The sequence below is a fragment of the Streptomyces sp. 7R007 genome, from assembly GCF_054850255.1.
Genome location: NZ_JBTWMV010000066.1, coordinates 1 through 19,524, shown reverse-complemented (window position 1 = coordinate 19,524; position 19,524 = coordinate 1). Strand labels below are relative to the sequence as shown.

Annotated in this window: 16 protein-coding genes; 4 read left to right on the top strand and 12 right to left on the bottom strand. The window is 74.4% G+C overall.

All coding sequences use genetic code 11. The features are described 5' to 3' along the window. The first annotated feature begins 3 nt into the window (after positions 1-3). Complete coding sequence (locus ACYF6T_RS40420) at positions 4-4,053, top strand: trypsin-like peptidase domain-containing protein (protein WP_461702952.1); 4,050 nt, start codon at positions 4-6, stop codon at positions 4,051-4,053. Positions 4,054-4,109: 56 nt separating this feature from the next. Next, the gene (locus tag ACYF6T_RS40415; RefSeq protein WP_461702951.1) at positions 4,110-5,750 is read left to right on the top strand and encodes a PucR family transcriptional regulator; all 1,641 of its coding nucleotides are present in this window, start codon (positions 4,110-4,112) and stop codon (positions 5,748-5,750) included. Here the strand turns inward: ACYF6T_RS40415 and ACYF6T_RS40410 are convergent. From ACYF6T_RS40410 to ACYF6T_RS40385, 6 genes are all read right to left on the bottom strand, one after another. Beyond that, a complete protein-coding gene (locus ACYF6T_RS40410) occupies positions 5,747-6,883 on the bottom strand; it encodes a glycosyltransferase family 4 protein (protein ID WP_461702950.1) in 1,137 nt (378 codons plus the stop codon). The two genes, ACYF6T_RS40415 and ACYF6T_RS40410, sit on opposite strands and share 4 nt — an antisense overlap. A 232-nt stretch (positions 6,884-7,115) precedes the next feature. Further along, positions 7,116-7,844 carry a hypothetical protein gene (locus ACYF6T_RS40405; RefSeq protein ID WP_461702967.1) on the bottom strand — a complete coding sequence of 243 codons (729 nt, stop codon included), beginning with the start codon at positions 7,842-7,844 and terminating at the stop codon, positions 7,116-7,118. Between the two features lie 190 nt (positions 7,845-8,034). Next, a complete protein-coding gene (gene recN / locus ACYF6T_RS40400) occupies positions 8,035-9,753 on the bottom strand; it encodes a DNA repair protein RecN (protein WP_461702966.1) in 1,719 nt (572 codons plus the stop codon). A gap of 124 nt (positions 9,754-9,877) precedes the next feature. After that, positions 9,878-10,783 (bottom strand): NAD kinase, encoded by a 906-nt coding sequence (locus ACYF6T_RS40395; protein WP_461702949.1) that lies wholly within the window; start codon positions 10,781-10,783, stop codon positions 9,878-9,880. Then, entirely contained in the window at positions 10,780-11,595 is an 816-nt protein-coding gene (locus ACYF6T_RS40390) for a TlyA family RNA methyltransferase (RefSeq protein ID WP_461702948.1), read from the bottom strand. The genes ACYF6T_RS40395 and ACYF6T_RS40390 overlap by 4 nt, the downstream gene beginning before the upstream one ends. Positions 11,596-11,602: 7 nt before the next feature. Further along, positions 11,603-11,899 carry a hypothetical protein gene (locus ACYF6T_RS40385; RefSeq protein ID WP_461702947.1) on the bottom strand — a complete coding sequence of 99 codons (297 nt, stop codon included), beginning with the start codon at positions 11,897-11,899 and terminating at the stop codon, positions 11,603-11,605. A gap of 42 nt (positions 11,900-11,941) precedes the next feature. Here ACYF6T_RS40385 and ACYF6T_RS40380 point away from each other — a divergent pair, with 42 nt between their 5' ends. Then, the gene (locus tag ACYF6T_RS40380; RefSeq protein WP_461702946.1) at positions 11,942-12,289 is read left to right on the top strand and encodes a sterol-binding protein; all 348 of its coding nucleotides are present in this window, start codon (positions 11,942-11,944) and stop codon (positions 12,287-12,289) included. Here the strand turns inward: ACYF6T_RS40380 and ACYF6T_RS40375 are convergent. The 4 genes from ACYF6T_RS40375 to ACYF6T_RS40360 are packed head-to-tail and all read right to left on the bottom strand — an operon-like array spanning position 12,273 to position 16,387. After that, complete coding sequence (locus ACYF6T_RS40375) at positions 12,273-13,184, bottom strand: ABC transporter ATP-binding protein (protein WP_461702945.1); 912 nt, start codon at positions 13,182-13,184, stop codon at positions 12,273-12,275. The two genes, ACYF6T_RS40380 and ACYF6T_RS40375, sit on opposite strands and share 17 nt — an antisense overlap. Continuing rightward, positions 13,181-14,218, bottom strand: coding sequence for a FecCD family ABC transporter permease (locus ACYF6T_RS40370; protein WP_461702965.1), 1,038 nt, complete (start codon positions 14,216-14,218; stop codon positions 13,181-13,183). The genes ACYF6T_RS40375 and ACYF6T_RS40370 overlap by 4 nt, the downstream gene beginning before the upstream one ends. A 50-nt stretch (positions 14,219-14,268) precedes the next feature. Then, the gene (locus tag ACYF6T_RS40365) at positions 14,269-15,312 is read right to left on the bottom strand and encodes a FecCD family ABC transporter permease (RefSeq protein WP_461702944.1); all 1,044 of its coding nucleotides are present in this window, start codon (positions 15,310-15,312) and stop codon (positions 14,269-14,271) included. A gap of 46 nt (positions 15,313-15,358) precedes the next feature. Further along, positions 15,359-16,387, bottom strand: a complete 1,029-nt coding sequence (locus ACYF6T_RS40360; RefSeq protein ID WP_461702943.1) for an HAD hydrolase-like protein — start codon at positions 16,385-16,387, stop codon at positions 15,359-15,361. Between the two features lie 72 nt (positions 16,388-16,459). Between ACYF6T_RS40360 and ACYF6T_RS40355 the strand changes: the two genes are divergently transcribed. Next, positions 16,460-17,752 carry a DUF1015 domain-containing protein gene (locus ACYF6T_RS40355; protein ID WP_461702942.1) on the top strand — a complete coding sequence of 431 codons (1,293 nt, stop codon included), beginning with the start codon at positions 16,460-16,462 and terminating at the stop codon, positions 17,750-17,752. A gap of 74 nt (positions 17,753-17,826) precedes the next feature. On the opposite strand, the gene ACYF6T_RS40350 is transcribed toward ACYF6T_RS40355, so the two are convergent. Then, on the bottom strand, positions 17,827-18,570 hold the full coding sequence (locus ACYF6T_RS40350; RefSeq protein WP_461702964.1) for a hypothetical protein: 744 nt from the start codon (positions 18,568-18,570) through the stop codon (positions 17,827-17,829). Continuing rightward, on the bottom strand, positions 18,462-19,524 hold a 1,063-nt coding region (locus tag ACYF6T_RS40345), incomplete at its 5' end, for a hypothetical protein (RefSeq protein WP_461702963.1). The genes ACYF6T_RS40350 and ACYF6T_RS40345, both read right to left, overlap by 109 nt.

Below are 19,524 nucleotides of genomic sequence, written 5' to 3'. Positions count from 1 at the left end.
GCGGTGGTGACGCCCGACCGGGACGTGTCCCGCGTCGCGCAGGTCGTCGGCGCCCTGCTCGCCGCCCCCGACCGGGCCCGGCTCGGCACCGGCTACCGGATATCCGACCGGCTCGTCCTGACCGCCTGTCACGTCCTGGACGGCACCGGGGACGTCGAGGCCGACCTCGGCGGAGACGGCGACTTCCGCCCGGTGACGCCCGTGTGGCGGGACCCGGTGCGGGACCTGGCGCTGCTCCGGTTCGACACGCCGCCCGACACGCGCGTGTCCCCGATACGGCTGGGCGGCGTACGGCGCGACCGGGCGGCCGAGATCGCCGCGCGGGCCCTGGGACACCCCAAGTACGCCGAGATCCTCACGTCCGGCGCGGACGGGCGGACGCGGAGCGTGCGCGGCCGGGCGTCGGTGCGCTGCTCGGTGCACAGCGCGGAGGAGGGGCCGCACGGCATGCTGCGCGTCCACATCCACGACGCGCCGCCCGCCCCGACGGCACCGGGCGACAGCCCCTGGAAGGGCATGTCCGGCGCGGCCGTGATCACCGAGGACACCGGGCTCCTCGTCGCCGTCTTCCGCAGCCACGTCCACGCCACCGGGCCCGGCATGCACCAGGTCACCGCCCTCGACCAGGTCGACGACGAGGAGTGGGAGGCGCTGCTGCGGGCCGAGGGCGTCGACCCGCGTCCCGCGCCGGCGTTGCCCGTCGGCTGGGACCGCACCGGCGGGACGCTCCAGCCGCACCATGTGCGCAAGGACGAGTACCGGGACCGGCAGGAGGCGCTGTTCAAGGGGAAGGCACCGTTCGTCGACCCCGAGGACGCCAGCTCGCCCGAGAACGTCCTGGACCGGCTGACCGCGCTGGCCGACCGGCGCGGCCTGCCCGCCGGGGTCGTCCTGACCGGGGAGCCGGGGGCGGGCAAGTCACGGCTGTGCCTGGAGACCGCGGAGCTGGCCGACGCCCGGGGCTGGCTGGTCGTCCACCTCACCCGGGAGACGTCCCTGACGGCGGTCTGGGAGAGCGTGCGGGAGCTGGCGGACCGGGTGCTGGTCGTCGCCGACGACGTCGACTGGATCGCCGAGCCCGGTGAGACCTTCCGCGAGCTGTGCTACGACGCCCGGGCGGAGAACGTGCGGCTCGCGGTGCTGACGGGTGCGCGGCGGCTGCGGCTGAAAGACCTGGAGAGCGAGCCGCTGAGCCCGCAGACCACCTTCGAGGAGATCCGCGTCCGCTGGGACACGCCGTACCACAGCGCCATCTGCCGGGAGATGGTGCCGGTCGTCGCACCGAACGCCGTGGACCAGAAGGGCGAGTCGTACGTGCGGGACCTGTGCGGCGGTTCGCCCACCGAGATCCAGCTGTACGCCTCGTACTGCGACGACCTCGCGCTCAACGGCGTCGACCTGGGAGGCGCCGACCCGCATGCCGCCCCCGACTTCCGCAGCTGGATCCGCACGCTCCTCGACGCCGCCGGGGTGCCCGCGGTGTCCTGGAAGCACGGCCCCGCCCCGGTCACGACGGCGGTGGCCCTGATCACCGCCCACGCTCCCTGCCCGCTGCACGTGGCGCTGGACTTCTTCGCGCCGGACAGCCAGGACCCCGCCGACCGCGAGCGCCGGGAGCAGGGCGTGGCGACGATCCTGCAGCTGGAGGCCAGCGGCCTGATCCACCAGCAGGACGACCGGCTCTCGCCCAAGCACGACCACTACGCCGACCTGCTGCTCGCCCACGGCGTGACCGAGGCCGACGGCGCCCGGCTGAACGGCACCGGTCTGCGCCGCGTCCTGGACACCGCCCTGACCGACAGCGCCTCGCTGCTGCGGGTCGTCACCTCGGTGGACCGCCTCGCCTCCACCCTCGACGCCCCGCTGGGCGACCGGATCACGCAGACCGTCGGGGACTGGTGCGCGGCGCGGCCGGAGCGGCTGCGGGAGCTGGTGCTGACCGACCCCGACGGGCGGGGCGAGGTGCTGCAGGCCCTCCTCAAGCGCCGCACCTGGCGGGCGGTCGCGGCCCGGGAGCTGGCCCGGCCGTGGCTGGCGGAGTACCACCGCAGGCCGGGCGCCTTCGACGCGGTCATGACGGCCGCACGGCACCTGCCGAGCGAGGTCTGTCTGCCCTACCTGCTGGGCCAGGCCGAGGAGCACCCCTTCGATCCGCGGACCGCGATCGTCTTCCACCAGATCCTCACGGCCGCGCGCGTCGACCCGGCGACCCGCCGGCGGACCGAGGAGCTCGCCCACGAGTGGCTCGCCCGCCACGCCCACCGCCACATCGCCTCGCTGCCGCTGCGGCCCCTGCTCGACCCCCGCAAACGCGGCCTGCCGAGGGCCGATCCGCGCCTCCCCCGGCTCGTCGGCTGGGCACTGCGCTGGCTGCGCCGGTACGGCACCACGCGCGAGGCCGGCTTCGTCGCCGCGCCGCTGGTCATGCGCCCGGAGCTGACGGGCCCCGCCCTGGAGCGCACGGCGCGGCTGCTGCTGGACCGGGTGGCGCCCGGCGATCCGGCGCAGGCCAGCTACGCGTACGAGCCGGTGCTGGTGCGCAACCGGCGCCACCGCGACCTGCCCAAGGACGTCTTCGACCAGGCCGTCAGGGACTCCCTGGCCTGGCTGCTGAGCGAGGAGGGGCACGGGCTGCGCCCCGAGGCGGCGTATGTGCTCAAGGAGTTGATCACGGGCCAGCTGCCGGGCCGGGACACCCTGCCCCGGGCCGTGCAGGCGGGCTGGAACTGGCTGGAGGCGAACGCCGACCGGGACCTGGAACTCGGCATGGTGCTGCCCCTGCTGCTGACCAACTCCCGCAAGTCGGGCCACCGCACCAACGCCGCGCTGACCGAGGACGAGCAGCGGCGGCTCGCCGGCCTGGCCGTGGACTGGCTGGCCCGGCACGACGGGACCGGGCAGAGCGTGCGGGACGTGCTCAGTGCGCTGTTGCACACGCGTCTGCTCGACGACGACCACGACCTGCTCCACCAGCACGCCTGGCGGGCGCTGAAGCTGGTGGAGCGGCAGCCCGAGCCGACGGTGGCCCGCGCGCTGCTGCCGCCGCTGCTGCACAAGCCACGGCTCGACGACGACCTGCGGGCCGGGGTGATGGCGGCGCTGTTCGACCAGCTGACGCCGGAGCGCTTCAGCGAGCACCTCGCCTATCCGCTCACCTCGTTCTTCCAGCGCCGGGACCTCTCGCCCGCCGAGCACGGGCCAGCCCTGGAGGCCACGCTTGCCTGGCTGGACGCCCACCCCGGGGCGCCCGGCGCGCCGATGCTGCTGACCACCGCGCTGAAGTGCGCGCTGACGAGCCCCGCCGAACGCGGGCTGCTCGCCCCGCGCGCCGTGCGGAGCCTGTCGCTGCGGGTCCTGGTGACCAGCGCGGGGACCAAGCGCTCGCTGACCCACGCGCTCGCCGAGCACCGGGCCGTGATCCGCCCCGAGTGGAACCGCTACGTCGGCCGCGCCTGCGACCTGCTGCAGGAGACCCCGCCGACGACCGGCCTGGACGTCATGCGCGCCCTGACGCTCATGCTGGAGGGCAGCGACGAGCTGGAGGACGGGATCCTGGAGCGGCTGCACACCGCGTGCCTGGACTGGTGTGCCGCGTACGACGGTTCCGGCAAGGCGGTCGGCCCGCTGTGCCTGCTCCTCGGCAGCCGTGGCCTGACGCCCGCGGCGCGCCGCAGGGCGACCGAGGTGGTGCTGCACCGGTTCCGGCCGGGCTTCGAGCGCAACGACGACTCCGGCAAGCTGCTGGAGGCCCTGTTGCGCGACGGCCACCTGCCCGACACGGAGGCGGTGGGGCAGGTGCTCGATCTCGCGCTGGACTGGCTGGAGGTGCGCCAGGGCCGCCGTCACGGCACCCGCCACCCGCTGCTCCTCCAGGTCGCCCACCGCCTGCAGCACGTCTCCGGCCGCCACCAGGCCGACCAGGCCCGCCGCGCCCGGGACGGCCTGGACTCCTGGCTCGGCGACCACGCCGACGCACCGGCCGGACAACGCCGCGCGGCCGAGCACCACCGCGACCGCCTCACGGGCCTGCTGGACGGCGGCCCGGCCACCTGACCGCCCGGCCGGGCCGGAGATGCTCTCGCCGAGGGTGCCCGGGTAGCGTCCGGCTCATGGACAGCGGTTCGGACAGCGGATACGACACCCAGGGCGCCGGGATCACCGTGCGGCGAGCACTGGAACTGCCCGGTCTGCGCAGCGGCCTGCCCGAGGTGCTCGCCGGCGCCGACCGGCTGGGCCGCACCGTGCGCTGGGTGCACGCCGGCGAGGTGCCGAACATCGCGTCCCTGCTCAAGGGCGGCGAGCTGCTGCTGACCACGGGCTACGGGCTCGGCACCCGCCCGGCCGACCAGCGGGCGTTCGTGCGCACGCTGGCCGAGCGGGGCATCGCCGCGCTCGTCGTGGAGCTCGGGCCGCGCTTCGCCCGGCTGCCGGCCGCCCTCGTGGACACGGCCCGCACGGCGGGTCTGCCGCTGGTCCAGCTGCACCGCGAGGTGCCCTTCGTGGCGGTCACGGAGGAGATCCACACCGAGATCGTCAACGGCCACTACGCGCTGCTGCAGCGCGCCGAGGAGGTGCACCGGCGCTGCACCCAGGCCCTGCTGGGCGGCGGCGGGGTGCCGCAGGTGCTGGGCATCCTGGCCGACTTCGGCGGCAACCCGGTGTTCCTGGAGACCACCGACGGACAGCTGCTGTACGCCGCCGGCGCCGGGCCCGAGGGCGCGGACCCGCTCCAGGTGTGGGAGGGGCTGCGGGGACAGCACAAGGACACGCCACCGGCCGGGTCGGTGCTCGTGGACGTGCCCGGGGGCGGCCCCGGCACGGCGTCGGTGCGGGCGCGGCTGGTGCTGCTGCCCGTGCGGGCGCCGCTCGCCCCGGTGCACCGGATGGCGGCGGAGCGGGCCGCGGGCATCCTCGCCGTGGTGCTGATGCAGGCACGGCAGGAGGAGGAGCTGGCCGCGCGCGGGCGCGGCGACTTCCTGACCGACCTCGCCGAGGGCCGGATCGCCGCGGAGGACGCGCCGGCGCAGGCGCGCGTGCTGGGCTTCAGGCCGGGCGCCGCTCCGCTGCTGCCGGTCGTGATGCGGCTGGGCGACACGCTGTCGCCGGGCGGGGGCTGGGCGGTGCTGGCGCGCGCGGTCTCGGAGGAGCTGGCCTCGGTGGGGGTGCCGGTGCTGCTGGGGGTACGGCCGGTCGAGGGCCGCGTGCTGGTGCTGCTGGGCCTGCGGGCGGAGACGGAGCGCCCGGCGGTGGCGGACCGGGTGGCGGCGGCGCTGCGGGCGGGCGTGGAGCGGGCCGGCATGCAGCGGCCGGGGGCGCAGCCGCCGGTCGTGGTCGTCGGGGTGGCCGGCGGCTGGACGGCGGCCTCGGCGGGCCTGAGGCACGCGGCGGAGACGGCGACCGCGGCCCAGGGGCTGACGGACCGCCCGTGGTACGACGCCCGGCGCCTCGACATCGACCTGCTGCTGTGGCGGCTGCGCGACCACCCCGACCTGGCGGCGTTCGTGGACCGCGCGATCGGTCCGCTGCGCGACCACGACGACCGCTCCCGTCCGCCGCTCCTGCCCACGCTGGAGACGTACTTGGCGCATGCGGGCCGCAAGGCGGAGACGGCCCGCGAGCTCCATCTCAACCGGCAGACCCTCTACAACCGCCTCGCCCGCATCGGCGAGTTGCTCGGCACCGACCTCGACGACCCGCAGACGGTCCTGGCGTTGAGCCTGGCCCTGCGGGCCCGCCGGCACGTGCCCTAGACCAGCGGGCGGGGCTGGGTCAGCTCGTCGTAGACGCTGAGGACCTGGGCCACCGTCTCGTCCTCGGTCGGCCAGGTGGCGGCCTGCCGCACGCCTCGCTCCGTGAGCAGCCGGCGCCGCTCGGGGTCGTCGAGGAGGCGTACGACGGTGTCGGCGAGGGCCTTGGAGTCGGCGTACGGGACGAGTTCGGCGGCGTCGCCGACGAGTTCCGGGGTGCCGCCGACGTGCGTCGCGACGAGCGGCACGCGCGCGTGGAGGGCTTCCTGGGCGAGCAGGGAGCGCGACTCCCAGCCGCTGGTCAGCAGCGCGAGGTCGGCGGCGGCGAGCAGTTCGCCGACGTCGTCGCGGCGGCCGGCGATCCGCACCGGCAGTGCCTCGTCCTCGATACGGCGCTGGAGTTCGGCCCGCAGCGGCCCCTCGCCGGCGATCACGACGAGCGGCTGGGGGTCGAGCCGGCGCCAGGTGCGTGCGGCGTCCAGGAGCGTGCCGTAACCGCGGTGCCGGTCGAGTGAGCCGACGGCCATCAGCAACGGGCGGTCCGTGACGCCGAGTTCGGCGCGGATCTTGGCCCGCAGCCGGTCGGGGTCGTCGTGTTCGGCGAACGGGCGCGGGACGGGCAGGGCGACGGCGGCGAGCCGCGCGTCCCGGGCCCCGGTCCGGCGGGCCCGGTCCACGAGGTCCGACGTGGTGCCGAGCACCACGGTGGCCGCCCTGACGACCCGCCGCTCCAGCAGGCGCAGCAGATGGGCGCGGGCGCCCTCCGCGTGCGCCCGGTTGTGCCAGGTGACGACGAGCGGGGTGCGGCGGCCGCTGAGGGCGAGCACGGCGCGGAAGGAGGCGTGCAGTCCGTGCGCGTGCACCAGGTCGGCGTTCTTGCACGCCTCGCGCAGCACGGCGACGGAGGTGGGATCGGTGCTGCGCGGCACGTGCACGTGTTCGGCGCCGGCGCCGGTGAAGTCGTAGGTGCGGTCGGCCTCGGCGGGGGCGCACACCGTGACCCGCACGCCCCGTGCGACGAGCCCCGAGGCCAGCGAACGCACGTGGGCGCTGCTGCCGGCGTTGCCGCCGCCCAGCACCTGCACGGTGCGCAGCGGCGACTGGCCGTGCGGTGAGTGGCTGCTCACGAGGCTCACGTGGCCGGGGCTCCTGGTTCGGCGTCGGGCGGTCACGAAGAAAGTACAGAAGGATCGGGCGGACGGGGTGTACCGCGGGGTTTCCTCCCCGTACCACGCCAAGGATGCCAGCACGTACGGCCGTTCCGGGAACGCCGAGGGGTCGGGGAAGCCTACGGCATGGACAGCACGTCACCCACACGAGTGACGGAGGCGAGGGTTCCGGGGCGGGGCGCAGCCGGCTCCGGTCCGCTCACCGCGCGCCCAGCGCACGCGCCGCCTCGCTCACCCGGTCGCCGTACACCGCCGCGGCCACCACGGCGGCGGCATGGGCGACCAGCCCGGCGCGCCCGTTGCCGGCCACGGCAGCGGCACCCAGAGCGGCGCCCAGGGCGTGCGCGCCGGTGTCACCGAGCATCGCGCGCTCACCGAGGTCGTCGGGCAGTACGGCGACGGCGGCCCCGACGGCCCCCGCGGCGAGCCCGGCGCACGGGCCGGACCGCAGCAGGCCCGGTGCCCCGAGGGCGATCACCGCGGCGGCGGCCCGTGCGGGGCGTACGTCGACGAGGTTGACGAAGTGCGCGGCTCCGGCGATCACCACACCCGCGAGCAGCTTGTCGAGCGGCCGTTCCTTCATCAGCGCCCCCGCCACCAGCCCGGCGGCGGAGATCCCGAACAGCTTGACCGCCCCGCTGGTGATCTCCCCGCGCCGCAGCGCGCCCAGATGCGCCCGGAACCCGCGCCGCTCGTCCCCGGCGACATCGTCGTAGGCCCCGCAGACGCCCGCCACGAGCACGGCGGCCCCGGCGACCGGGCGCACCCGCGCGGCAGCCGCCGCCACCGCCAGAGCGCTCGCCGGACCGGCGTACAACTCCACAGTCCGCCCGGCATGGTTCGTGCGCCGCCACCGCCCCCGCGGAGCGGCCTTGCGCAACAACCGCACGCCGAGGCACGTGCCCCCGGCCCCCACACCGAAGGCCACCGCCCTACCGCTCACAGGTCCCCTGTCGTTCGTCCACCGACGCCCACCGCCTGTCACGCCCGGACCGGGCGCGGGCACGCCGCCAAGCAGCCACACCGCGCACCGGAACGGGCCCGGCACGCCGTGCCGCCCGACCCTCGGCGCAACCGCCTCTGCCCGCACGGCAGTCGGCCGCCCGCCGGGAGGCCCGTCAGACGTCCGCCCTGGCGGTGGCCAGCAGTTCCTCCGCGTGCGCCCGTGCCGTTTCGGAGTCCTCCTGGCCGGCCAGCATGCGGGACAACTCCCGGATGCGTTCCTCGCCTTCGAGGACCTTCACGCCGGAGCGGGTCACCGAGCCGTCGTTGGTCTTCTCCACCAGCAGCTGCCGGTCGGCGAAGGCGGCCACCTGCGGAAGGTGGGTCACGACGACGACCTGCGCGCTCTTCGCCAGCCGCGCCAGCCGACGCCCGATCTCGACCGCCGCCTTGCCGCCGACGCCGGCGTCGACCTCGTCGAAGAGATACGTCGGCACGGGGTCCGTCCCCGCGAACACGACCTCCACGGCCAGCATCACGCGCGAGAGCTCACCGCCCGACGCGCCCTTGGCGATGGGCCGCGCCGGCGCCCCCGGATGCGGGGCGAGCAGCAGCTCGACCTCGTCGACGCCGTGCGGGCCGTAGGCGACCGTGCGCCCGCCGACCTCCACGCCCTCGGGGTCCTCCGTCTGCCGGATCTCGAACGACACGCGCGCGTGCGGCATGGCGAGCGAGGCCAGCTCCGCGGTCACGGCGGCCGCGAACCGTTCGGCGGCTTCCGCGCGCGCGTCGGTCAACGCCTGCGCCAGCCCGCCCAGTTCGGCCCGCAGCGCGTCCCGCTCGGCGGTCAGCTCACCGATCCGCTCGTCGTCGCCGTCCAGCTCGGTCAGCCGCGCGGCGCTCCGCTCGGCCCACGCCAGCACGGAGTTGACGTCCTCGCCGTACTTCCGGGTCAACCCGGTGAGCGCGGCCCGCCGTTCCTCAACGGCCGCCAGCCGCAGGGGATCCGCGTCCAGATCGTCGGCGTACCCCGCCAACTCCCCCGCCACGTCGCCCAGCAGGATCCCGATCTCACCGATCCGGTCGGCCAGCGCGGCCAGCGCCGGATCGTGCGACCGCACGGCGTCCAGGGCCCGCTGGGCCCCCGCGACGAGCGTGGCGGCGTCGATGCCCTCGGGGTCCTCCGGATTGCCGGCAAGGGCGGCGTGAGCGGCCGTGGCGGCGGACGACAGGGCCTCCGCGTGCCCGAGCCGCTCCGCCTCCTCCGCCAGCTCGACGTCCTCCCCGGCCCGCGGCTCGACCGCCGCGATCTCGTCGAGCCCGTACCGCAGCATGTCGGCTTCCTGAGCCCGCTCACGCGCGCGCGTGACGATCTCCTCCAGCTCGGCCGACACCGCCCGCAGCCGCCGGTACGCCTCGCCGTACTTCGCCAGCGGTCCGGCCACGGCGTCGCCCGCGTACCGGTCCAGCGCCTGCCGCTGCCGGGACAGCTTCAGCAGCCCCTGCTGGTCGGTCTGACCGTGCACGGCCACGAGGTCGTCGGCGAGGTCGGCGAGCAGCCCGACGGGCACGCTGCGCCCGCCCACGTGCGCCCGCGACCGCCCCTCGGCGGAAACGGTCCGGCTGATCAGCAACGCCCCGTCGTCCAGCTCGGCCCCGGCCTCTTCCGCGCGCACGACGGCGGGGGCCTGCGGGGCGACGGTGATCCGCCCCTCGACGACGGCCTTCTCGGCCCCGATCCGCACGAGCGCCGGGTCCGCCCGCCCGCCGAGCAGCAGCCCGAGACTGGTGACCACCATGGTCTTGCCCGCGCCCGTCTCACCGGTGACAGCGGTGAACCCGGGCGACAGCTCGACGACCGCGTCGTCGATGACGCCGAGCGACCGTATCCGCATCTCTTCCAGCACGGCTAAGACCTTACGAGGTAGGGGCGGGGATATGCGAGGCGCCCTGTCACCCAGGCGAGTGCAACGCCCTGAGGGAGCGCGCGCTCCCGTGCGAGGCCCCCGCCTCCCGGCTCTAGTGCGGCGCCCCGCGCCACCCGGAGACGGGCAGCGCGAACTTCGCCACGAGCCGGTCGGTGAAGGACGCGTGATGCAGCCGGGCCAGCCGCACCGGCACGGCCCCCCGCCGCACCTCGACCCTGGCCCCGGGCGGCAGCTCCACGGTCCGCCGCCCGTCACACCACAGGACCCCCGGCGGGATGTGCGGCAGCACCTCCACCGCCAGCACCGAGTCCGGCGAGGTCACGAGCGGCTTCGCGAACAGCGCGTGCGCGCTGATCGGCACCATCAGCAGCGCCTCCACCTCCGGCCACACCACCGGCCCGCCCGCCGAGAACGCGTAGGCCGTGGACCCGGTGGGCGTCGACAGGACGATCCCGTCGCACCCGAACCCCGTGACCGGCCGCCCGTCGATCTCCAGGACGACCTCGAGCAGCTTCTCCGCCGACACCTTCTGCACGGCCGCCTCGTTCAGCGCCCAGTCCGTGTGCACGATGTCCCCGTTGCGGTGCACGACGACGTCGACGGTCATCCGTTCCTCGACCTCGTACGCCTTGGTCACCACCCGGTCGACGACCTTGTCGAGGTCGTCCCGCTCGGCCTCGGCGAGGAACCCCACCCGCCCGAGGTTGACGCCGAGCATCGGCACCCCGGAGGCCCGGGCGAACTCGGCGCCCCGCAGCAGCGTCCCGTCACCGCCGAGCACGATCAGCAGCTCGCACCCGTCGAGGCACTGCGGAGTCGCCTCCTTGACGAGCTCCACCTCGTCCGGCAACGGCAGGTCGGCCGCCTCGTACTCCAGGACACGCACCCCGATGCCCTCGCGCAGCAGCCCCTTCACGACCAGCTCGGCGCTGCGGACGGCCGCGGGCCGGCCCGTGTGGGCGAGCAGGAAAACAGTACGAGCTCGGTTCTGAGTCAACGCGGCCCCTCCGCCACTGCACGGTCAACGTCGGCCGGGTCCAGTTCCGGTGCACCGGCCCGCAGCCACAGAAAGTACTCGACATTCCCGGACGGCCCGGGCAGCGGACTGGCGGTGACACCCTTCACCCCGAGCCCGAGCTCCCACGCCTTCTGGGCCACTCCCCGTACGGCCTCCGCCCGCAGCTGCGGACTCCGTACCACTCCTCCGCTGCCGAGACGTTCCTTGCCCACCTCGAACTGCGGCTTGACCATCATCACCAGATCGGCGTCCGGCTGCACGCACCGCACCAGGGCGGGCAGCACCAGGCCGAGCGGGATGAAGGACAGATCCCCCACGACAAGATCCACAGGCTCCCCATCGATCGCATCGAGCGTCAACTCGCGTACGTTCGTACGGTCCTTGACGGTGACGCGTTCATCGCTCTGCAGAGTCCAGGCGAGTTGTCCGTAACCGACGTCCACGGCGACGACGTGCGCGGCCCCCGACCGCAGCAGCACGTCCGTGAACCCGCCGGTGGAGGCGCCGGCGTCCAGCGCCCGCCGCCCCTCCACGACCAGTCCCTGCGGTACGAACGCCTGGAGGGCGCCCGCGAGCTTGTGCCCGCCCCGGGAGACGTAGTCGGGGTCACCGTCGTCCGTCGCGACGACGATGGCGGCCGCGGTCTCCACCTGCGTGGCCGGCTTGGTCGCGACGGTCTTGCCGACGGTGACCCGCCCGGCCGCGATCAGCTGGCTGGCGTGCTCACGCGAGCGCGCGAGCTTGCGGCGGACCAGCTCCGCGTCCAGACGGCGACGTGCGACTCCTGCCACGTTCGGTTCAGCTCCTGTGTCGATACGACGGTGACGGCGCCGGAGGTCCCGGCGGGCGGGCGTCGAGCGCGGTGAGCGCGTCGCGCAGCCCCCGGTGTACATCCTCGTACACCTCGACGTGTCCGTCCGTGGTCAGGTGGTCGGCGTCGGCCAGCCGCTCCAGGCGGGCGTCGACCTCGGCGTTGCCGGTCGGGGTGCGGGGCACGTTCAGGGGGGCGGGGGCGGCGGGGTCGTACTCCGGTTCCGCCGTCTCCCCGCCGGTCTCCGTCTCGGTGGTCTCCGTCTCGGGAACCGCGTCGTTCATGCCCAGACGCTACCCCGAACCGCTGGGGTACCGTCGATCGCGATGGCAACGATCGAGGAGTGCCGCGCCGCACTCGAGAAGCTCTCGGACAGCATGCAGCACGCCGAGGGGGACGTCCGCGCCGCCGCGTCCCTGGACCGCTCGGTGAGCTGCCTCATCACGGACCTGGACGTGACGTTCGTGGGCCGCATGACCGGCGGCCGGATCGTGGTGCACGACGTCGTGCCGGGCCCTGCGCCGGAGAAGGCCCAGATCAGACTGGCCATGAAGGGCGACGACCTGCTGGCCCTGGTGAACGGCGAGCTGAACTTCGCCCGGGCCTGGGGCTCGGGCCGGGTGAAGCTGGAGGCCGGCCTGCGCGACCTGTTCCAGCTCAGGAAGCTTCTGTAGCCGCCACCCTCCGGTTCCCGGCCCGCGCCCTGCGCGCCGCCGGCACCACCAGCGGGGTCCCCGTCTCCGGGTCCTCGACGACCTGGCAGCGCAGCCCGAAGACCTCCTCGACCAGCTCGGCCGTGACGATGTCGTTCGGCGCGCCCTCGGCGATGATCCGCCCGCTCTTGAGGGCGATGAGGTGGGTGGCGTACCGGGCGGCGTGGTTGAGGTCGTGCAGCACGGCCACCAGCGTGCGGCCCTGCTCCTCGTGCAGTTCGGCGCACAGGTCGAGGACGTCGATCTGGTGCTGGATGTCGAGGTACGTCGTCGGCTCGTCGAGGAGCAGCAGCGGGGTCTGCTGGGCGAGCGCCATGGCGATCCACACCCGCTGGCGCTGGCCGCCGGACAGCTCGTCGACGTACCGGTCGGCGAGCTCGGCGACCCCGGTCTGCGCCATGGACTCCTGTACGACCCGCTCGTCCTCGGCCGACCACTGGCGCAGGATGCCCTGGTGCGGGTACCGGCCGCGGCCGACGAGGTCGGCGACGGTGATGCCGTCGGGCGCGATCGAGGACTGCGGGAGCAGGCCGAGCGTCCGCGCGACCTTCTTCGCCGGCATCGACTGGATCGCCTGCCCGTCGAGCAGCACCCGGCCCTGGCTGGGCCTGAGCATCCGCGACAGCGCCCGCAGCAGGGTGGACTTGCCGCACGCGTTCGGGCCGACGATCACGGTGAAGGAGTTGTCGGGGATCGCCACCGACAGCTCCTCGGCGATGACGCGCTGGTCGTAGGCGAGGGTGACGTTCTCGGCGGACAGGCGGTTCACGGTGCTCCTTCGGGTGGTCTGGTGGGCCGGGCCGCTGTCGTGGCGGGCCGGGCCGCTCCCGTCCGGCCCGGCTTGGGCTCGCTTCATATCCGGCCCGCCCTGCGCTCGCCGACCAGCAGCCACAGCAGGTAGACGCCGCCGAGGACGCCGGTGACCACGCCGACGGGCAGCTGGTCGGCGCCGAAGAGGCGCTGCGAGGCCCAGTCGGCGGTGACCAGGAGGGTGGCGCCCATGCACAGGGACGGCAGCAGGTTCGGGCCGGGTGAGCGGGTCAGGCGGCGGGCGAGCTGCGGGGCGGTGAGCGCGACGAAGCTGACGGGGCCGGCCGCGGCGGTGGCGGTGGCGGTGAGCAGGACGGCGGCGATCAGCATGAGCGCCCGGGTCCGCTCCACGCGCACCCCGAGGGCGTTCGAGACGTCGTCGCCCATCTCCATCATCCTCAGCCCGCGCGCGTTGGCCAGGACGAGCGGCACGAGGACGGCGCACAGCCCGAGCAGCGGCCAGACCTGGCTCCAGTCACGGCCGTTGAGGGACCCGGTCATCCAGACGACCGCGCGGGTGGCGTCGATGATGTCGGAGACGGTCAGCAGATAGCCGTTGACCGCCGTGACGATCGCGGAGACGCCGATCCCGACCAGGACCAGTCGATAGCCGTGCACGCCCCGCTTCCAGGCGAGCAGATAGATGGCGAGCCCGGTCACCAGTCCGCCCACGAGCGCACCCATGGTGACCTGCGCGGCGCTCCCGGAGAACAGCACGATCATGACGAGCGCCCCGGCCGTCGCGCCCTGCCCGAGCCCGAGCACGTCCGGACTGCCCAGCGGGTTGCGGGTGACCGCCTGGAACAGCGCGCCGCCGAGCCCGAGCGAGGCGCCGACCAGCAGACCGACCAGGACACGGGGCAGCCGCAGCTCGTTGACGATGAACTCCTGGCCCGCGTTTCCGTTCCCGAGCAGGGTCTTGAGCACGTCCCCGGCCGAGATCGGGAAGTCGCCGGTGCCGATCAGCACCACACTCGCGGCGAGCGCGGCGAGCAGCAGCAGGACGACGACGGTGACGGCCCGGACGTCGAGCCGCAGGGAGAGCCCGCCCGGAGTCCGCACCACACGGGTGGTCCGCAGCACACGGTCGGTCCTCGGTGCACGGTCGGTCCTCGGTGCATGGTTGGTCCTCACAGCTGCGTCGTCCTCCGCCGTCGTACCAGAAGGATGAAGACCGGGCCGCCGATGATCGCGGTGACGACACCGACCTGGAGCTCGGAGGGCCGGGCGACGACCCGGCCGACGACATCGGAGCCCAGCAGCAGCACGGGCGACAGGATCGCGGCGTACGGCATGATCCAGCGCAGGTCGGGCCCGGTGAAGGACCGTACGACGTGCGGGACCATCAGCCCGACGAACGCGATCGGTCCGCAGGCCGCGGTCGCCGCCCCGCACAGCACGGTCGCGGCCAGCATGGACAGCGCCCGGGTGCGGCCCAGATGGGCGCCCAGGGCCTTGGCGGTGTCGTCGCCCATGGCCACCGCGTTGAGCGGCCGGGCGAGGCCGAGGGCGAGCAGCGTGCCGGCCGCGAGGAACGGCAGCACCTGCAGGATCGTCGAGTTCGTCGCCGAGGACAGCGAACCGACCGTCCAGAAGCGCATCTTGGCGAGCGCCGCGTCGTCCATGATCATCGCGGCCTGGAGGTAGCCGTAGAGCGCGGCGGTGATCGCGGTGCCGGCGAGGGCGAGCCGCACCGGGGTGGCGCCCCGGCTGCCGCCGAGGAACCACACCAGCGCGCCCACCGCCGCCGCGCCGCAGAAGGCGAACCAGACGTACCCGGTCAGCGAGGTGACCCCGAAGTACGTCGTGGCGGTCACGACCGCGGCCGACGCGCCCGCGTTGATGCCGAGCAGGCCGGGGTCGGCGAGCGGGTTGCGGGTGAGCGCCTGCAGCACGGCCCCGGACAGGCCGAGCGCGGCGCCGGCCAGCAGACCGAGCACGGTCCGCGAGAGCCGTTCGTCGACCACGACGTCGCCGTAGGTGCCCGTGTCGTGGAACAACCCGTGCCAGACCTGGGCCGGCGACAGCCCCTTCGCGCCGATCGCGATGCTCGCCAGGGTGACGAGCGCCAGGACCGCCACGGAGACGAGCAGCCCAACCGCGCGTATCGCCCGGCGGGTTGGAGGCGCTGCGGTGGTGTCCGCGCGCTGTTCGGGAGGACTGTCGACCAACACGCAGTTAGGTTAGCCTACCCTCGCATTTCTCCTCGAACCCTGGTCGTCACAGCCCCAGCCGGTCCAGCGCCTTCCCGGCGTCCAGCTCGCACACACCGTCTCCGGCCGCCGTCCAGGCCGCCGCGCACAGGGCGCGCAGGCCGTCCAGCGCCTCGCCCTCGCCGTCGAGTTCCAGCCGCCCCGAGCCGGCCGTCGCCGTCCATCCACCGCACCGGAAGCCCTCGCCCGCCTCGGTGACCTCCGGCTGCCCGGTCAGCAGCCCGCGCAGGTCGGCGTCGACGTACGTCGGCCGGTGCTGCGGCGGCGCGGCGAGGAGCTGGGCGCCGTCGGTGACGCCGGTCAGCACGAGCAGCGAGTCGACCTCGCCGTTGAACGCGCCCTCGATGTCCGTGTCCAGCCGGTCCCCGACCACCAACGGCCGCTCGGCGCCGGTCCGCAGGATCGTCTCCCGGTGCATGGGCGGCAACGGCTTGCCCGCGACCTGCGGTTCGGCGCCGGTGGCTATCCGCACCACCTCCACCGCGGCCCCGTTGCCCGGCGCGATCCCGCGCGCGCTCGGGATCGTCAGGTCGGTGTTGGACGCGTACCAGGGCACCCCGCGCGCGATGGCGTAACAGGCCTCCGCGAACCGCCCCCACGGCAACTCGGGACCGCCGTACCCCTGCACGACCGCCACCGGGTCGTCGTCCGCCGACTCGACGGGCTCAAGCCCCCGCTCCCGCAAGGCGACCCGCAGCCCCTCCCCGCCGATGACGAGCACCCGCGCCCCCGTCGGCACCTGCTCGCTGATCAGCCGCGCGACCGCCTGGGCCGAGGTGATGACGTCGTCCGCCCCCGTCGGTATCCCCAGCTCGGTGAGATGGCCGGCCACGGTGTCGGGCGTCCGCAGCGCGTTGTTGGTGACGTACGCGAGGTGCATCCCGCCCGCGCGGGCGGCGGCCAGCGACTCGACGGCGTGCGCGATCGCGTTCCCGCCCGCGTACACCACCCCGTCCAGGTCGAGCAGCGCCGTGTCGTACGCCTCGCTCAGGGCCTGCCCACTGCCCCCGGGCCTCGTCCTGACGCTCTGGCTCATTCCACATCGCTCCTCGTCCGCTCGATTTCCTCCGATCATCCCCCATGGCACTGACACACGTACGATGCCGGGATGAACACCGCAGGTCACTCGGAGACAAGGACGCGCCGAGGCCTGGAACTCACCCCGTTCCGAGGCCTGCGCTACGACCCCGACCGGGTCGGCAGTCTGGCGGCCGTGACATCCCCGCCGTACGACGTCGTGGTTCGCCCCGACGGCCTGCACCACCTGCAGGACTCCGATCCGCACAACATCGTCCGCCTGATCCTCCCCCAGGCCGCCACGCCCGCCGACCGCAACGAACAGGCCTCCGACACCCTGCGCCGCTGGCTGGCCGAGGGCATCCTCACCGCCGACCGCGAACCCGGCCTGTACGTCTACGAGCAGTGCGACGGCGACGGCATGCTCCAGCGCGGCGTCATCGGCGCCCTGCGCGTGTCGGACCCGTCGGAGGGCGTGGTCCTGCCGCACGAGGACGTCATGCCGCACGTGGTCGCCGACCGCGCGGCCCTGATGCGCGCCACCTCCGCCAACTTCGAACCCCTCCTGCTGACCTACCGCGGCAACGGCACAGGAGCCACGACGACGGAGGTCGTGGAACGCGTCGCGCAGCAGCCGCCGCTCCTCACGACGACCACCGAGGACGGCTACCGCCACCGCCTTTGGTCGCTCACCGACCCCTCCGAGGTCGCCCGCGTCCAGTCCGACCTGGCCCGGCACCAGGCCCTGATCGCCGACGGCCACCACCGCTGGGCGACATACCGCCGTCTACGCGCGGAGCACGGCTCCCCCAGCCCGTGGGACTACGGCCTGGTCCTCCTGGTCGACACGGCCCGCTACCCGCTCCGGGTCCGCGCCATCCACCGCCTGCTGCACCGCCTGCCGGTCGCCGACTCCCTGGCCGCCCTCGACGGCCTGTTCCGCGTACGGCACCTGGACACGTCCCTCCCCCAGGCCCTGGAGGCGCTCGCCGACGCGGCCTGCGCGGGCAACGCGTTCCTGCTCGCCGGCGACGGCGCCTTCCACCTCGTCGACCGCCCGGACCCCGCCCTGCTCGCCCGCACGATCCCCACGGACCGCCCGGCAGCCTGGCGCACCCTGGACGCAACGGTCCTGCACACGGCCCTCCTCGACCACGTCTGGCACATCCCCGAGGACTCCCCGGCCGACATCGCCTACATCCACGACACGGCCGCCACGGTCGAGAAGGCCGAACGCGAGGGAGGTACGGCCGTCCTCCTGCACCCGGTCCGCGAGGAGGTCGTCCGCGACCTGGCCCGCCAGGGCGTGACGATGCCCCGCAAGTCGACGTCGTTCGGCCCGAAACCGGCGTCGGGGCTGGTGCTGCGGGCGCTGGACGTCTGAACGGTCGGTCCGAATCGGCCGGAAACGACAGCGGGGCGGACTCCGTGTGGAGCCCGCCCCGCCACTCGGCCGAGTCAGTCCTTGTCGTCGTCCGCTTCCCCGGCTTCCCCGGCCGGGGCCTCGTCCGCCGACCCGTCCTCGTCCAGGGCGTCCACGAACTCGACACCGTCCAGTTCGGCCAGCCGGTCGGAGGCGTCCGTGCTGCCGTCCCGGTCGGCCTCGACGGCCTTCGCGAACCACTCCCGCGCCTCGCCGTCCCGGCCGGCGGCCAGCAGGGCGTCGGCATAGGCGTACCGCAGCCGCGCGGTCCACGGCTGTACGGAGTGGGAGGCCAGCTCGGGGCTCTGCAACGTCACGATGGCCGCGTCCAGCTGCCCCATGTCACGCCGGGCACCGGCCGCGACGAGCCGCATCTCCACCTGGCCGGCCTTGTCGAGCTTGCCCACCTCGGGCGCGCCGGCCATGTCCAGCGCCTTCTCCGGCCGCCCGAGCCCACGCTCGCAGTCGGCCATGACGGGCCACAGGTCGACGTTCCCGGTCATCCGCCGCGCGGCCCGGAACTCGGCGAGCGCCTCGCCGTACTTCTGGTTCGCGTAGGCCGCGAACCCGGCCGCCTCCCGTACGGCGGCGACACGCGACGCCAGCCGCAGGGCCACCTTGGAGTAGCCGTACGCGCCCTCGGGGTCCTCGTCGATGAGCCGGGCGACCATCACCAGGTTCTTGGCGACGTCCTCCGCGAGCGTCTTGGGCAGGCTCTGCAGCTCCTGCCGTACGTCCTTGTCGATCTCCTCGCCGGTGACGTCCTCGGGGATGGGCAGCCGCTTGATCGGCTCCCGGTCCCTGTCGCGATCCCGGTCGCGGTCACGGCCACGGCTCCGCTCGTCGCGGAAGCGGCCGCCGCCACGGCGGTCGTCCCGGCGGTCGTCGCGCCTGTCGTCCCGGCGGTCGTCACGGCCGCGGAAGCCACCGGGGCGGCCACCGCGGTCGTCGCGGCGGGGCCCACCGCGACGGTCGTCACGGCGGTCGTCCCGGCGGTCGTCCCGACGGAAGCCGCCGCGGTCATTGCGGTCACCGCGGGTGTCGTCACGGCGGAAGGAGGGGCGGTCGCCACGGTCACCGCGGTCGTCGCGACGGAAGGAGGGGCGGTCGCCCCTGTCGCCACGGTCATCCCGACGGAAGCCTCGGTCACGGTCGTCACGGCGGCCGTAACCACCACGGTCACGGTCATCACGACGCTCACCACGGCGGTCGTCGCGGCGGTCGTCGCGGCGGGGGTATCCGCCCCGGTCGCCGTCTCGCCGGTCGTCACGACGGTCACCGCGACGGTCGTCACGGCGGTCATCCCGACGGAAACCACCGCGGTCATCGCCACGGCGGTCGTCACGCCGGCCATAGCCGCCACCGCGGTCATCCCGGCGGAAGGCCGGACGGTCACCGCGATCGTCGCGACGCGGACCTCGATCACGGTCGTCACGGCGGCCGTAACCACCACGGTCACGGTCACGGTCATCGCGACGCTCACCACGGCGGTCGTCGCGCCGGTCATCCCGGCGGAAGCCACCTCGGTCACCCCGGTCACCTCGGTCCCCGCGGTAACCACCGCGGTCGCCTCGGTCCCCACCGTCCCGTCGCCGCTGGTCGCGCTCCGGTCGGTCGTCGGGAGAGTTGGTGGACATCGGTGACTCCTGTCTTCGGTACCGCAAGCATTGTAAAAACAAAAGGACCCCTGGCCCCAGCTGAACGCTGGTGACCAGGGGTCCTTCCCAAAGATT